Genomic DNA, 14,650 nt, shown 5'->3' on the forward strand with positions numbered 1-14,650 from the left:
ATCCCGTCAGCTCGCCGGGGAATCGCCTGGCAGGGTCTCGGGGTCGCTGGGTTCGACGCTGCCGCGTGCGTCCCGTTCCGCGGTCGTCTGCGCTTCGGTGGCGCCGCCGATGTCGACCGTGAACCAGCGGATCGTGACGCCGCAGATGGGGCCGATGAGCAGGGCGAACGCGACGGTGCCGATGCCGACGTCGCCGCCGAGCATCCACCCGATGGCGAGCACGATGACCTCGAGGCTCGTGCGCACGATCCAGATGCGCCAGCCGGTGACGCGGTGCAGGCCCGTCATGAGCCCGTCGCGCGGCCCCGGCCCGAAGAGCGCGCCGATGTAGAGGCCCGTCGCGAGCCCGAGGGTGAGGATGCCCCCGGCCAGCAGGAGGATGCGCCACCAGAGATCGAGGCCCTCGGGGATGAGCCAGAGCCCCAGGTCGGCGCAGGGCCCGACGAAGAGCGCATTGAAGAGCGTCCCGAACCCCGGCCGCTGCCGGAGGGGGATCCAGATGAGGAGCACGACGACGCTGATGAGCACCGTGATGAGCCCGAAGGGCAGCCCCGACTGCACCTGGATGCCGAGCGTCAGCACATCCCACGGGGAGACGCCGAGCTCACCCCGCACGATCATCGCGATGGCGAGGCCGTAGAGGACGATGCCGATGACGAGCTGCGTGGCGCGACGGGGCAGGCGGACGATGGAGCGCATCCGCTTATCTAAGCCCCTCGCGCGCGGCGGCATCGCGGTCCACTCGGGAACAGTGGATGGGTGCGGGCGCCGGGCTGGCGGGCTTAGCTGACGGAGCGCACCGTGGAGCGGATCTCCTCGGCGGACGCGAGGAACTTCTCGAGCTCGCTCGGCGACATGGGGGTGTCGAGGATGCGCTCGACGCCGTTGGCGCCCACGATCACGGGGGTCGAGATGGCGACGTCGTCGATGCCCCACTGCCCCTGCAGGAGCGTGGAGACGGGCATGATGGCGTGCTCGTCGTTGACGATGGCCTCGGCGATGCGGGCGCCGGACAGGCCGATCGCGTAGTTCGTGGCGCCCTTGCCCTCGATGACCTTGTACGCGGCCGTCCGCACATCGTGGGTGATGCTCTCGAGGGTCTCCTCGGTGAAGGGGCGTTCGCCGTCGCGCTCCCAGTCGAGGATGGGGATGGGGCCGATCGTGGCCTGCGACCACAGCGCGAACTCGCTGTCACCGTGCTCGCCGACGATGGTGGCGTGCACGCTCGTGGGCGCGAGACCGCCAGCGAGCTTCGCGATGATCCAGCGCAGGCGGGAGGTGTCGAGCACCGTTCCCGACGAGATGACCCGGCCGGGCGGCAGGCCGGAGATGCGCTGGGCGACGACCGTGAGCACGTCGCACGGGTTCGTGACGAGCACGAACACGGCGTTGGGTGCGAGCTCCACGAGCTGCGGCATGAGCGACTCGAGGATGCCGACGTTCACGCCGACCAGGTCGAGGCGCGTCTGCCCGGGCTTCTGCTTGGCGCCCGCCGTGATGATGACGACATCGGCTCCCGCGACGGTCGTGATGTCGCTGGAGCCGGTCATGACGCTCGAACCCGTGAACTGGGTGCCGTGCGCGAGGTCGAGCACCTCCGCTTCGACCTTCTTCGTGTCGATGTCGTAGAGGGTGATCTCGCGGGCGACGCCACGGATGAGGCACGCGTACGCAAGCGAGGTGCCGACGCTGCCAGCCCCCACGATCGCGACCTTCGACTGCTTCTGCACGGGCATGGTGCTTCCTTTCGGGAAGATCAGCAACCCTCTGATCGTATGGGCGCTGGCCTGATCGCTGCGGCGTGTCGCGGCGCGGCTCGGGTTGCGCTGAAGGTGCGCTGGTTACGCTCGTTCGCATGCGCATCCCGTCGGAATCAAGTGAAGGATCACGGCACGACGGCGCGACTCCTCCACCGAGCGGATCGGCTGGCGGTGCCAGTTCGAAGGATGGTGGCGGCGCGGGCGGCCGCGGTGGCACCGACCGACGCGCGCGCGGACTCGAGGAGGTCGACGCCAGGCGGGTGCAGCGCGCAGATTTCGTGAAGCAGGTGCTCGCGAAGCGCGACGGTGGCGCGGATGATGGCGACGCCACTCAGGATCCCGGCGATGCGACGGCTGACGGCTCTGCAGCCGACGGCTCTGCGGCCGATGGCCCTGCAGCCGACGGCGATGGCTCAGCCGATGGCGCTGCCGCCCCTCATGCTGCAACCACCGGCGCTTCGACTCCCGGCGAGCCAGTCACCAACGCCCACGCGGATGCGAACGCGGGCGACGTGGAGACGCCGGCAGACGGGGAGACGACCCGCGAACCCAGGGGAGCGGATGCGGTCGCGCAGCCCTCCTCGAATGAGACCGTCGCCGTCGACGACTCGATCGTGAGCGCGCTCCGCGCCGAGGGGCGAACCGCGACGGGCGATCGAGATGCTGGACGGGGCGCCGTACCGCGTCCAGACCAGACCGTCGCCGTCGACGACTCGATCGTCGCGGCGCTCCGGGCGGAAGGCCGCACGGCGACGGGGGACCGTGACACCGGTCATGCCGGCGTCGTAGCGCAGGGCCCGGCCACGGGCACCCAGCCCGGTCAGGCGACGGCTCGGCCGCCCGCCGACGCGGCCCCGCCGACCGCGGCTATGCCGGTCGTGACGCAGCTGCGGGACGTCCCCGTCTCCGAAGCGCTGCCGGCTGCGCTCGCCCTGCTCCGCGGCTGGCGCGAGCAGGTGGCCGACGCCGACGCGAAGCGGGCCGCCGCGGTCGAGGCGGCTTCGAGCACTCGAGCGAAGCGGCGAGCCGACACGACCTCCGAGCTCGACCGTGTGCTCAGCGGGTCGGACGGCGAGGTGTTCCTCCGCTCCCTCATCGACGAGGTCATCCGCCCGGACGACGCGATCGCGGCCGGCAACGGCCTCGGCGACCTCGCCCCGAAGCTCCCCGCGAGCCTCTCGACCGGCACGAAGCGCGTGTTCCAGCTCGGTGCCTTCGCCGGCCCCGGAGTCCCATGGCTCGCGGTGCCGCTCATGCGTCGGGCGACAGCGGCGTTCTTCGGAGAGGACACCGTCCGGAACGCACCAGCCGACCTCTCGGCCGCCGTCGAACGAGCCGCGTCTCGAGGGGCCGTCTCCCGCATCCGCCTGCTCGGCGACGAGGTGCTCGGCGAGCGCGCCTCGAACGCGCGCCTCGAGACCTACACGCAGCTCCTCGCAGCCGGCCAGATTCGCGAGCTCGAACTTCGTGTCGTCGACATCGAAGCGCAGCCAGCCCTCTGGGACTTCGACGGAACGCTCGAGCGCGTCGTCTTCAAGCTGTCCGCGCTCGGCCGGGCGGCTCTCACCGCGCCGACGCCTCCGCTGCTCATGCTGCGAGCTCAGTCGTCGACCGATCTCGAGCTGACCGTGCAGGCGTTCATGCGCGCCTTCGAGCAAGAGGAGCTGCGCGGCCTGCACGTGGGCATCTCCCTGCCCGCCCAGTTCCCCGAGACGCCCGGCCTGCTCCGCCGCATCGGCGGATGGGCGCACATGCGCCGCGAGGACCTCGGCTCCGACATCACGGTCGCCATCACGCGAGACGCGAACCACGACCTCGAGCGCGCCGACGCCGTCATCAACGGCTGGCGCCTCGCAACCTACGCGTCGGACGCCGACGTCGACGCCAACTTCGCGCGCCTCCTCGACGAGGCGCTCGCGATCGACCACGTCGCAGCGTTCCGGGTCGAGGTCGAAGCGGATGCGCGCCGCGACGTGGCACTCGCCGCCGCGATCGCGAACGCACGAGGGCTGCCGAAACCGGTGAGGGTCGTCGTTCCTCGCTCGGCAGACGACGCGACCCTCGCTCGCATCCGCTCGGCCGGTGTCGAACTCGTCGAGCGCACCCCCGTCGTCGACGGAACCACGCAGCGCCACGCGGCCAGCTACCTGCAGCACCGGGTCGACGTGCGGGCCAGGCAGCTCGGCGCGGAGCCGGCCGACGCAGCATCCGCGACCGCCGCCGTCACGGCCGGTGCGGGTGCCGACGCCGTGCATCCCGATGACGAGCGACTCCTCAGCGCGACTGCCCGCATGCGGCAGATCGACTCAGGCCCGAACCGCGAACAGGACCGCGTGCTCGCCGACGACGCCGCCACCGTGACGGCGAGCATCCAGCTCGAGCTGTTCCCAGATGGCCTCTTCGAGGACGAGGAGCCCGCGGCCGAACGGCCGGCGCGCGTGAAGAAGCTGAAGCCGGCCTCGAAGCCCGTCATCGACGACGAAGAAGTCACCGAGAACCCGGCCGACACGGGCCCCAGCCCTCGCCTCACCGAAGTCGTGCTCGGGCTGAAGCGCGGCCGACTGCTGCGCAACACGTTCCGCAACTCGCCCGGCACCGACCCGTCGCTCGCCAGCAACCGCGACTGGCTCCTCTCCATACAGCGTCGAGTGCCTCGCAGCGAGCTCGGCATCGACGAGGTCGAGCGGCACCTGCTGCACGAGCCTGGCGACGTGGATGCGCTGCTCTCGCGCGCAGAGCGCGCAGCCGAACCCTGGGCCCAGAAGCCGGGCTGGGAGCGGGCAGCCGTGCTCGAGAAGGTGGCGAAGGCGCTCGAAGCGAACCGAGCGCGTCTCATCGAGGTGGCCGTCTCAGAGACGGGGACCCCACTCCCCGACGTCGATGCCGACGTGAGCCGCTGCATCGACCTCGCCAACTACTACGCGCACCTCGCCCGCCAGCTCGACCGCATGCAGGGCGCCGACTTCGAACCCGTCGCCGTGACCGTCGTCACGCCGTCCTGGGTGCCCGCCGTCGCAGGCAGCGCGGGGCACACGGCGCAGGCGCTCGCGGCCGGCAGCGCGGTTGTCCTGAAGCCATCGCCTCGCACGCGCCGCACGGCGGCCGTCTTCGCCGAGGTGCTGTGGGATGCGGACATCCCACGCGACCTCGTGCAGCTCGCGATCTGCGACGAGAGCCTCCTCTCGGACAAGCAGCTCGGACAGATGCTCATCACCGACGACCGCGTGCAGCGGGTGCTGCTCAGCGGCAACTGGGAGACGGCGCGCTCGTTCCTGCGGTGGCGCCCCGACCTGCCGCTCATCGCGGCGACAAGCGGCAAGAACTCCATGATCATCACGCCGAGCGCCGACCTCGACCGGGCCGCCCTCGATGTCGCCCGCAGCGCGTTCCTCAGCGCGGGTCAGCGGCCCGGCCACGCCGGCACGGTCATCCTCGTCGGCTCGGTTGCTCGTTCGAAGCGCTTCCACGAGCAGCTCGCCGACGCCGTCGCGTCGCTGCGCATCGGCTACCCGAGCGACCCCGGCGCCGTCGTCGGCCCCCTCGTCTCCCCGCCCGACTCGCAGCTGCGCTTCGCACTCACCTCCCTCGGCGAGGGCGAATCGTGGCTCGTCGAGCCGCGGCAGCTCGACGACACCGGCCGACTCTGGTCGCCCGGCATCCGCGTCGGCGTCAAGCCGGGCAGCTATCAGCACGTCACCGAGTTCTTCGGCCCCGTGCTGAGCGTCATGCACACGCACACCCTGGATGAGGCCATCCGCCTGCAGAACTCGACCCAGTACGGGCTGACGGCGGGCATCCACTCGCTCGACCGCACCGAGATCGCCGAATGGCTGCGCCGGGTCGAGGCCGGCAACCTGTACGTGAACCGCGACATCCTCGGCAACACGCCCCAGCGTCAGCCGTTCGGCGGCTGGCTCCGCTCCATGGTCGGCACGGCCACCAAGTTCGGGGGCCCCAACTCGCTGCTCTCCCTCGGCGCGTGGCGCCCGAACCACGGCGAGCAGTCCCAGACCCTCCACCTGCGCGGCATCGATGAGCAGGCGACGGCGCTCATCGAGTCGGCGGCCCCGTTCATGGACTACGAGACCTTCGACCGCCTCCGCCGCGCCTCCCTCAGCGACCAGATCGCGTTCAACGAGGAGTTCGGCGAGGTCTCCGACGTCTCGAACCTGAAGTTCGAGCGCAACCTCATGCGATACATCCCGGCGCGCGCCACGGTCCGCGCGGCCGAGGACGCGACGCTCGCCGACCTCATCCGCGTCATCGTCGCCGCCCGCATCGTGCGCTCGAAGCCCGTCATCACGTCGGGCATCGAGGTGCCGGATGCGGTGCTCGCAGAGCTGCACGCGCAGGGCCTGGCCGTGCAGCGCGAGACCGACGCCGAGTTCGCCGAGCGCGCCCGCACGGGTGGCATCGAGACGCTGCGCGTGCGCCTCATCGGCGGCAGGCGGCGAGAGTTCTGCGACGCCCTCCAAGGCGACCCGGACATCTCCATCTGGTCGGACGCGGTCACGCCCGCCGGCCGCATCGAGGCGCTCCCGTTCCTCCGCGAGCAGGCGATCTCCATCACCGCGCACCGGAACGGGCACCCCGACGCGCGCATGCAGCAGCTGTTCCCGTACGAGCAGACCATCGACCCGGACGCGCCCATCACGCAGGGCCCCATCAAGTCCCGCGGGTAATGCGCTCAGGTGTCCCGCGAGCGCTGTCCAACATCAGTGCGATTTCGAGCTGAAATCGCGGTTGGAAGGTTTCAGTCGAGGATTTCGCACTGATGCTGGTCAGGCGTGGGGCGGATGTCGCAGAAGCCGCGCCGAGGCAGCGCTTCGTGTGATGAGGGCACGCCGATCAGCTGGGATGTGCCGAGCGCGTCCATCCGAGGACCGTGCGGACTTTTTGCGAGCGTGATGGGTTTTTGCCCATCATCGGTCGGAGAAACCCCGCACGCGCATCCGTAGAACCCATCACAGTCGGAGAAATCCCGCACGCGGCGGCAGACCGCGCGTGGGAGGGCCGCCACGACCTCGCTCATCAAAGGACTGAGCGAGCGGATAGGGGGTGTCCTCCGTGCCGGTCGCCTACGATCGAACGCATGACTGTCGACGCCGACGGACCCCCCGACTCCCCGCGAACGCCTGACCCTGCGCGAGCCTTAGAGGCCCTGTCCCGCGAGCTGCCTGGCCGAGTGGTGACTGACCTGGCGGCGCTTGAGTTTCTGCGCGTCGACCGCTCCGGCGTGGTCGCGGCCGGAGTCCCGCTCGCGCTGGTCGAGGCGGAGTCGGTTGAGGATGTGCAGGCGGCGTGCCGCATCGCGAGCGAGCTCGGCGTCCCCATCGTCACGCGCGGAGCCGGCACGGGCCTCGCGGGAGGTGGGGCTGGCGGCGAGGGGGAGATCGTGCTCTCGACCCTGCGCATGAACCGGATCCTCGAGGTCTCGCCCGCCAACCAGCTTGCGGTCGTGCAGCCGGGCATCCTGAACGGCGCGCTCAACGAGCAGCTCGAGGGGCACGGCTTCTGGTGGGCGCCCGACCCGGCTTCCAAGCACATCTCGACGGTGGGCGGCAACATCGCGACGAACGCGGGTGGCCTGCTGTGCGCGAAGTACGGGGTGACGCGGGAGGCCGTGCTCGGGCTCAAGGTCGTGCTCATCGACGGCTCGGTCATCGAGGTCGGCCACCGAACGGTCAAGGGCGTCACGGGCCTCGACCTGTGCGCGCTCATGGTCGGTTCGGAGGGCACGCTCGGCGTGATCGTCGAGTGCACGCTCAAGCTGCGTCCGCTCGTGCCCGGGGTCGTGCCGACGATCGGCGCGTACTTCACCGACGTGGGGAGCGCGGCCCGTGCATCCGCCGCCGTCACCGCGTCCGGCATCCAGCCGGCCATCATGGAGCTCATGGACAGGGGCGTGCTGGCCGCCGTCTCCGCCTACACGGGTGTCGATCTCGCCTCGCACGGTGACTCGTACCTGCTGATCCAGACCGACGGCGCGAACGCGGTCGCCGAGGCCGAGGGCATCGTCGAGGTGCTGCGAGCCAGCGGCGGCACGGTCGAGATGACCACGGATGCGCAGTCGGCGCTGACGCTCGTGGATGTGCGGCGCCAGGCGTATGCGGCGAAGGAGGCGCTCGGGAAGGTGCTGGTCGAGGACGTGTCCGTGCCCCGCGACCGGCTGCCGGACATGTTCGCGAAGATCGACGAGGTCGCGGCGCGCACCGGCACGACGATCGTCACGGTCGCGCACGCCGGCGACGGCAACCTGCATCCGACGTTCATCTACGACCGGGCGGAGACTGTCGTCCCGCAGGCGGTGTGGGATGCGGCCGACGAGCTCTTCACATACGCCATCTCGATCGGAGGCACGCTCACGGGGGAGCACGGGGTCGGTCTCCTCAAGCGCCAGTGGCTGGGTGAGGAGCTCGGCGAGCGCCAGTACGAGCTGCAGCGCGGCATCAAGCGTCTCTTCGACCCGCAGGGGCTTCTCAACCCGGGCAAGGTCTTCGCCGAGTAGTCCGCGCCGCCGCTCGGTCGCCTCCCAATTGACGGGAAATTTTGCGGGACCTCGGGCGTGCCGTCCAGGAGGATCGTCCGCGAAACAAGGGCGTCACATTCCGTCCACTAGTCTCGGGACATGGGTGACCTCTTCGACGGCTACAGCCAGGCTCTGACCAGGCAATCCCAAGCGGCGCTGTCGCCGCCATTCGACGAGATGTTCATGGGGGAGGCGCCCGAGGGCGAGCTGGATCCGCGGCGCACGTACCGAGATCTCTACGACGTCCTCTCGGGGATGACGCAGGAGCAGATCCGGCACCGCTCCGATTCGCTCGCCGACTCGTACCTCGCGCAGGGCGTCACGTTCGACTTCGCGGGCGAGGAGCGTCCGTTCCCGCTCGACGTGGTCCCCCGCGTCATCGAGCGCGCCGAGTGGCAGAAGACCGAAGCCGGCATCAAGCAGCGCGTCCGCGCCCTCGAGGCGTTCCTCGACGACGTGTACGGCGACCAGCGGGCCATCGCCGACGGCGTGATCCCGGCGAGCCTCATCGCCTCCTCGGTGCACTACCACCGCGTCGCGAAGGGCATCCGCACGGCGAACGGGGTGCGCATCCACGTCTCGGGCATCGACCTGATCCGGGATGAGCACGGCGAGATGCGCGTGCTGGAAGACAACGTGCGTGTCCCGTCGGGCGTCTCGTACGTCATCTCGAACCGCCGCGCCATGGCGCAGACGCTCCCGGAGCTCTTCTCCCGCATGCGCGTCCGCCCCGTCGGCGACTACCCGAACCGCCTGCTCGGCGCGCTGCGTGCATCCGCGCCGGACGGCATCGAGGACCCGACCGTGGTCGTCCTCACGCCCGGCGTCTACAACTCCGCGTACTTCGAGCACACGCTGCTCGCCCGCCTCATGGGCGTCGAGCTCGTCGAGGGCCGCGACCTCTTCTGCTCCGGCGGCAGGGTGTGGATGCGCACGACGGCCGGCCCCCAGCGCGTGGACGTCATCTACCGCCGCGTCGACGACGACTACCTCGACCCGCTCCAGTTCCGCCGCGACTCGATGCTCGGCTCGCCCGGCCTCATGATGGCGGCGCGGCTCGGCAACGTGACGATCGCGAACGCGGTCGGCAACGGTGTCGCCGACGACAAGCTCGTCTACACGTACATGCCCGACCTCATCCGCTACTACCTGTCGGAGGAGGCGATCCTGCCGAACGTCGACACGTGGCGTCTGGAGGAGCCGGACGCGCTCGAGGAGGTGCTCGATCGCCTCGACGAGCTCGTCGTGAAACCGGTCGACGGCTCGGGCGGCAAGGGCCTCATGATCGGCCCGAGCGCCAGCAAGCAGGAGCTCGACGAGATGCGCGTGCGCCTGCTCGCCGATCCGCGCGGCTGGATCGCGCAGCCCGTGGTGCAGCTCTCGACCATCCCGACGCTCGTGGAAGACGGGATGCGGCCGCGTCACGCCGACCTGCGCCCGTTCGCCATCAACGACGGCCACGACGTGTGGGTGCTGCCCGGCGGCCTCACCCGCGTCGCGCTGCCGGAGGGGCAGCTCGTCGTGAACTCGAGCCAGGGCGGCGGCTCCAAGGACACGTGGGTGGTCGGCGCCGAGCGCAGCTTCTCCAAGCCCCAGCCTCACGGCGTCGAGGAGCTGCTCGACGACCAGGCCGACATGTCGGAGACGCCGCACCCCGTGACGGGTGTGCTTCGCGTCATCCCGCACCGCCAGGACCACATGCCGCAGGACGCCCCCAAGCGCGGCGACCAGCAGCAGACGCAGCAGCAGACGCAGGGGCGGGCCTCCCCGGCCCAGTCGCATTCGCACGCTCAGTCAGAGCAGATCCAGCAACAGCAGCAGGCGCGCTCGGAAGCGCCCGTCGCGGCTGGGCCTGCCGACACGAACCAGAAGGGAACGGACGCATGCTGAGCCGTATCGCCGAGTCGCTCTTCTGGATCGGCCGCTATGTCGAGCGGGCCGACGGCACCGCGCGCATCCTGGACGTGCACCTGCAGCTGCTGCTCGAGGACCCGTGGGTCGACGAGGCTACGGCCTGCCGCTCGCTCCTGAGCGTCATGGGCGCTGCGGATGTGCAGCCGGATGCCGAGCTGACCCGCTCTGACGTGCTGAACCTCATGGCCGTCGACCGCTCGCAGCCCGCCTCGATCGCCTACTCGGTGAACGCGGCCCGCGAGAACGCTCGCCGCGCCCGTGAGATCGTGTCGACGGAGCTGTGGGAGTGCCTCAACGCCACCTACTCGCGCATGCCGTTCAGCGTGCGCCAGGAGAAGGTGCACGACCTGTTCGCGTGGGTTCGCGAGCGCTCGGCGCTCGCGGTGGGTGTCGTCAACTCGGCGGCGAGCCGCGACGACGCGTACCAGTTCATGATGCTCGGCCGCTCGCTCGAGCGCGCCGACATGACGGCACGCCTCCTCGCGACGCGTTCGCTCACGGAGGCGTCCGGCGCATCCTGGACGACGATCCTCCGCTCGTGCGGCGCGTATGAGTCGTACCTGCGCACCTATCACGGCATGCCCTCCGCGGCGAACGCGGCGGAGTTCCTGCTCCTCGACCGTCTCTTCCCACGGTCGATCCAGTACTCGGTGTCGACGGCGCTCTCCTGCCTCTACGACATCCAGCCCCGCCACGAGCGCGGCGGCCGCGTCGGAGTCACCGACCAGGCCCAGCGCCTGCTCGGCCAGATCTCGTCCGACCTCGAGTACCGGCCCATCCACGACACCCTGGCCGACCTGCCCCGCTACATGGATGGCGTGCAGGACGCGGTGTCTCGGGCCTCCGAGGCCATCCGCCAGCGCTACTTCCCGTCGATCACAGCCCCGAGCTGGGTGGGAGACAACTCATGAGCCGCATCCGCATCCGCCACTCCACCGGCTTCCGGTACGAGGGCGACGTCACGACCTCGTACAACGAGGCCCGCATGCTGCCGATGGCCAACAACGGCCAGTTCGTGCTGTTCGGGCACCTCGACGTCACGCCGCACTCGTCGACGCACAACTACTCCGACTACTGGGGTACGAAGGTGACGGCGTTCGAGGTGCTGAACCCGCACTCGGAGCTGTCGCTGACGGCGTCGAGCCTCGTCGAGGTGCGGCAGCGTCCCGAGGCCGGGCAGCTGTCGCTGAGCTGGGATGAGCTCGCGCGCGAGCGGCTCCGCAGCGTCGAGCTCGTCGAGCAGACGGCGCAGACGCGCCTCACGATGCCGCCGGAGGATGTCAAGGCGCTCGCGGCTGAGGTCAAGGGCGCGAACACCGGACCGGCATCCACGGCGATGGAGATCCTGCACCTCGTCTACGAGGCTGTCGCCTACGAGGGCGGAGTGACGGGCGTTCGCACGACGGCCGCCGAGGCGTGGGAGCACAAGCGCGGCGTCTGCCAGGACATCTCGCACATCGCGCTCGGAGCGCTTCGAGCAGCCGGCATCCCCGCGATCTACGTGTCCGGCTACCTGCACCCCCGGCCGAACGCCGAGATCGGCGAGACCGTCAGCGGCGAGTCGCACGCGTGGATCGAGTACTGGGACGGCGAGTGGCGCGGCTGGGACCCCACCAACGACATCCCGATCGGCGAGCGCCACGTGCTCGTCGGCCGCGGCCGCGACTACAACGACGTGCCTCCACTGCGCGGCGTGTACGCGGGCCCGTTCTCCTCGCAGCTGTTCGTGAAGGTCGACATCACGCGGGAGGCCTAGTCATGCCGGGCTCGGGCACTGGCCCGCAGGGCGGATCTGCCGGAGGTTCGCCCGGCGGCTCGCAGGGTCGTGCGGATGCGCGCGGTCCGGCTGCCCCGGAGCCCGACCGGACCGGTGCGCCGGCGACGTTCGTGGTCCCGACGGGTCATGGCGTGGACGTGCACGTCTACGAGTGGGCCTGCGTGTCGCCGCGCGGCGTGGTCCACCTGTCGCACGGCTCGGGTGAGCACGCGAAGCGCTACGACGCGTATGCGCGCGACCTGGTAGCTGCGGGTTACGCGGTTGTCGCGCACGACCAGCTCGGGCACGGGCGGACGGGCCTCGGCTCTCTTGGGCTCTCAGTGCTGCCGGCGACCGAGAATCGGGCCGCGCTCGAGGCGCTCGAGGACATCTCCGCCTGGGTTCGGGACCGCTACCCGCAGCTCCCGCTGATCCTGCAGGGCCACTCGTGGGGCTCGTTGCTCGCGCAGCAGCTCCTGGTGCGCGATTCGGCGTTCTTCTCGGCGTGCATCCTGACCGGCACGGCCCTCGCGTTGCCCGGTTTCACGAACCCGGGCAACCTCAACAAGCGGTTCGAGCCCGACGAGACCGGCCTCATGTGGCTGAGCCGCAACCCGGAGGCGCGGCGAGCGTTCGCCTACGACGAGCTGTGCTTCGACATCGCGAAGACGCCCGTGTGGTCCACTCGAGGCGCGTTGCAGCTCATTCACGTCCCACCCCGTGCCGCCTCGGGGACGCTCGACGACGTGCCCGTGCTGATCCTCGCCGGCTCGGAGGATTCGGTCGGTTACGGCGAGCGTGGGCCTCGTGCCCTCGCGCGGTTGTATCGGAAGCGTTCGAAGCTCAGCGACGTGACGCTCAAGATCTACCCGGAGGCGCGGCACGAGCTGCTCAACGAGCTGAACCGTGACGAGGTCATCGCCGACATCGTCGCGTGGCTGGATGCGCGCATCCCGCCGCTTCTGTAGCTCGGCTGCGGCGTAGCGCCAGGGCCGCGAGGATGTGCGTGCGCCTGGGTGGCGTCCGCTCGCCGTAGAGTGCTTTCATGCACGGTGAGTACAAGGTTCCTGGCGGGAAGCTCGTCACAGTCGACCTCGAGGTGGAGGGTGGGCGCATCGTCGACGCGCACCTCGCCGGTGATTTCTTCCTCGAGCCCGACGAGGCGCTCGATGACATCAACGGTGCGCTGAACGGGCTACCGGCGGAGGCGAGCGCTGAGGAGATCACGGCCGCGGTGCGCGATGGCCTGCGCGCCGACGCGCAGCTGCTCGGCGTCACGCCGGAGGCGGTCGGCGTCGTCGTCCGCCGGGCCGTGCTCGGTGCCCGCGACTGGCGCGCGTACGACTGGCAGATCCTGCATCCGGGCCCCCTGACGCCTCGCGAGCACGTCGCGCTCGACCAGGTGCTGACCGAGGAGGTCGGCGCGGGCCGTCGCCCGGCCACGCTGCGCCTGTGGGAGTGGGAGGAGACGGCCGTGGTGCTCGGCTCGTTCCAGTCGGTGAAGAACGAGGTCGACCAGGAGAACCTCGACAAGTACGGCGTGCAGCTTGTGCGGCGCATCACGGGTGGCGGCGCGATGTTCATGGAGGCTGGCTCGGTGGTGACGTACTCGCTGTACGTGCCGAGCGATCTTGTGCACGGCATGTCGTTCGCTGAGTCGTACGCGTTCCTCGACTCGTGGGTGCTGGATGCGCTGCACGGCCTCGGCATCAACGCCAGGTACGAGCCGCTCAACGACATCGCGAGTCCGTCCGGCAAGATCGGCGGGGCCGCGCAGAAGCGCCTGGGTTCCGGCGCGGTGCTGCACCACGCGACCCTCAGCTACGACATCGACGGCGACCGCATGACGGAGGTGCTGCGCATCGGCCGCGAGAAGCTGAGCGACAAGGGCACGCAGTCCGCCAACAAGCGTGTGAGCCCCCTGCGGTCGCAGACGGGCATGGAGCGCTCGGCGATCATCGACCACTTCAAGACGACGTTTGTGGAGCACTACGGCGGTACGCCGGGCGAGGTCTCCGACGAGGAGATGGCGCGGGCTCGTGAGCTGGCGCAGTCGAAGTTCGCGTCGAGGGAGTGGACGCACCGGGTTCCGTAGATTCGGACGCTGCGGTGGTCGCGTGCAGTACCGTCATGCGCAGCTGATTCGCCGTGCTGGCGCGAATCAGCGTGAGCGGGTCTCGATAGGAGATGTCCCGTATCGAGCCATGAGCAGGAGGACAAGCGCGCTCCCGGCGAGGAGCCCGTCGGCGATTCCGGCCGGGAGCATGAACATCATGAGCGTCAGCGTGATGACGCAATTCAGGAGGGTGAGCGCGAAGCCCCACATGCGGTTCCGCAGAAGACCGATCGCGCCGACGATGCGCAGGGCCGCGAAGACTCCGCTCATGGCCATCATCAGGTACAGGTGCTCGTCGAAGAACGGCACGATGAACGAGAAGCCGCGCTCCATGACGGATGCGTCGGCATCGACGGCGAGCAGGACGATCAGGCCGAGGAACGGGATGCCCTCCATCAGGACTCCCTGCACGAGCTGAAGGATCGCCGCCCACTTCAGGTGCGGGCCGGTGCTGGATTCCGTGCGGCGTTCTCTCACGGGGCGAGTCTAGACGCGAGCGAACGACGGGGTGCTCGTCGGGCGAAGAACGCGAATTCACTCCTGTGGTCTGCTTTCAGGCTTACAGGCGGGTAGAA

General features: G+C 70.0%; 10 protein-coding genes. 7 read left to right on the forward strand and 3 right to left on the reverse strand.

Annotated elements, in window-relative coordinates; translation table 11 throughout:
• Positions 1 to 6 precede the first annotated feature (6 nt).
• Positions 7 to 699: a YitT family protein gene (locus tag ABVF28_RS06160; RefSeq protein ID WP_211891172.1), complete on the reverse strand. Its 693-nt coding sequence runs from the start codon at positions 697 to 699 to the stop codon at positions 7 to 9.
• Between the two features lie 83 nt (positions 700 to 782).
• On the reverse strand, positions 783 to 1,736 hold the full coding sequence (locus tag ABVF28_RS06165) for an L-lactate dehydrogenase (RefSeq protein WP_371029835.1): 954 nt from the start codon (positions 1,734 to 1,736) through the stop codon (positions 783 to 785).
• Positions 1,737 to 1,855: 119 nt separating this feature from the next.
• Here ABVF28_RS06165 and ABVF28_RS06170 point away from each other — a divergent pair, with 119 nt between their 5' ends.
• The 7 genes from ABVF28_RS06170 (at position 1,856) to ABVF28_RS06200 (ending at position 14,054) form a co-directional block, all read left to right on the forward strand.
• A complete protein-coding gene (locus ABVF28_RS06170; protein WP_371029836.1) occupies positions 1,856 to 6,442 on the forward strand; it encodes a proline dehydrogenase family protein in 4,587 nt (1,528 codons plus the stop codon).
• Positions 6,443 to 6,852: 410 nt separating this feature from the next.
• The gene (locus ABVF28_RS06175; protein ID WP_371029837.1) at positions 6,853 to 8,268 is read left to right on the forward strand and encodes an FAD-binding oxidoreductase; all 1,416 of its coding nucleotides are present in this window, start codon (positions 6,853 to 6,855) and stop codon (positions 8,266 to 8,268) included.
• Positions 8,269 to 8,388: 120 nt separating this feature from the next.
• A complete protein-coding gene (locus ABVF28_RS06180) occupies positions 8,389 to 10,179 on the forward strand; it encodes a circularly permuted type 2 ATP-grasp protein (RefSeq protein WP_371029838.1) in 1,791 nt (596 codons plus the stop codon).
• Positions 10,173 to 11,114 (forward strand): alpha-E domain-containing protein, encoded by a 942-nt coding sequence (locus ABVF28_RS06185; RefSeq protein WP_068478330.1) that lies wholly within the window; start codon positions 10,173 to 10,175, stop codon positions 11,112 to 11,114. Before ABVF28_RS06180 ends, ABVF28_RS06185 begins: the two co-directional genes overlap by 7 nt.
• Positions 11,111 to 11,959 (forward strand): transglutaminase family protein, encoded by an 849-nt coding sequence (locus ABVF28_RS06190; RefSeq protein ID WP_104254567.1) that lies wholly within the window; start codon positions 11,111 to 11,113, stop codon positions 11,957 to 11,959. Before ABVF28_RS06185 ends, ABVF28_RS06190 begins: the two co-directional genes overlap by 4 nt.
• Positions 11,960 to 11,961: 2 nt before the next feature.
• Complete coding sequence (locus ABVF28_RS06195; protein WP_371029839.1) at positions 11,962 to 12,927, forward strand: alpha/beta fold hydrolase; 966 nt, start codon at positions 11,962 to 11,964, stop codon at positions 12,925 to 12,927.
• A 77-nt stretch (positions 12,928 to 13,004) separates the two neighbouring features.
• Positions 13,005 to 14,054 carry a lipoate--protein ligase family protein gene (locus tag ABVF28_RS06200; protein WP_371029840.1) on the forward strand — a complete coding sequence of 350 codons (1,050 nt, stop codon included), beginning with the start codon at positions 13,005 to 13,007 and terminating at the stop codon, positions 14,052 to 14,054.
• A gap of 66 nt (positions 14,055 to 14,120) precedes the next feature.
• Here the strand turns inward: ABVF28_RS06200 and ABVF28_RS06205 are convergent, their stop codons facing one another.
• Positions 14,121 to 14,552: a hypothetical protein gene (locus tag ABVF28_RS06205; protein WP_371029841.1), complete on the reverse strand. Its 432-nt coding sequence runs from the start codon at positions 14,550 to 14,552 to the stop codon at positions 14,121 to 14,123.
• Positions 14,553 to 14,650 lie beyond the last annotated feature (98 nt).

Origin of the sequence: Pseudoclavibacter sp. JSM 162008 (assembly GCF_041366455.1) — a bacterium.
Classification (GTDB): domain Bacteria; phylum Actinomycetota; class Actinomycetes; order Actinomycetales; family Microbacteriaceae; genus Pseudoclavibacter.

Coding starts and splice junctions, on each gene's coding strand:
- ABVF28_RS06190 (WP_104254567.1), top strand. CDS start 11,111: ATGAGCCGCATCCGCATCCGCCACTCCACCGGCTTCCGGTACGAGGGC.
- ABVF28_RS06165 (WP_371029835.1), bottom strand. CDS start 1,736: ATGCCCGTGCAGAAGCAGTCGAAGGTCGCGATCGTGGGGGCTGGCAGC.
- ABVF28_RS06160 (WP_211891172.1), bottom strand. CDS start 699: ATGCGCTCCATCGTCCGCCTGCCCCGTCGCGCCACGCAGCTCGTCATC.
- ABVF28_RS06170 (WP_371029836.1), top strand. CDS start 1,856: ATGCGCATCCCGTCGGAATCAAGTGAAGGATCACGGCACGACGGCGCG.
- ABVF28_RS06175 (WP_371029837.1), top strand. CDS start 6,853: ATGACTGTCGACGCCGACGGACCCCCCGACTCCCCGCGAACGCCTGAC.
- ABVF28_RS06200 (WP_371029840.1), top strand. CDS start 13,005: ATGCACGGTGAGTACAAGGTTCCTGGCGGGAAGCTCGTCACAGTCGAC.
- ABVF28_RS06195 (WP_371029839.1), top strand. CDS start 11,962: ATGCCGGGCTCGGGCACTGGCCCGCAGGGCGGATCTGCCGGAGGTTCG.
- ABVF28_RS06180 (WP_371029838.1), top strand. CDS start 8,389: ATGGGTGACCTCTTCGACGGCTACAGCCAGGCTCTGACCAGGCAATCC.
- ABVF28_RS06185 (WP_068478330.1), top strand. CDS start 10,173: ATGCTGAGCCGTATCGCCGAGTCGCTCTTCTGGATCGGCCGCTATGTC.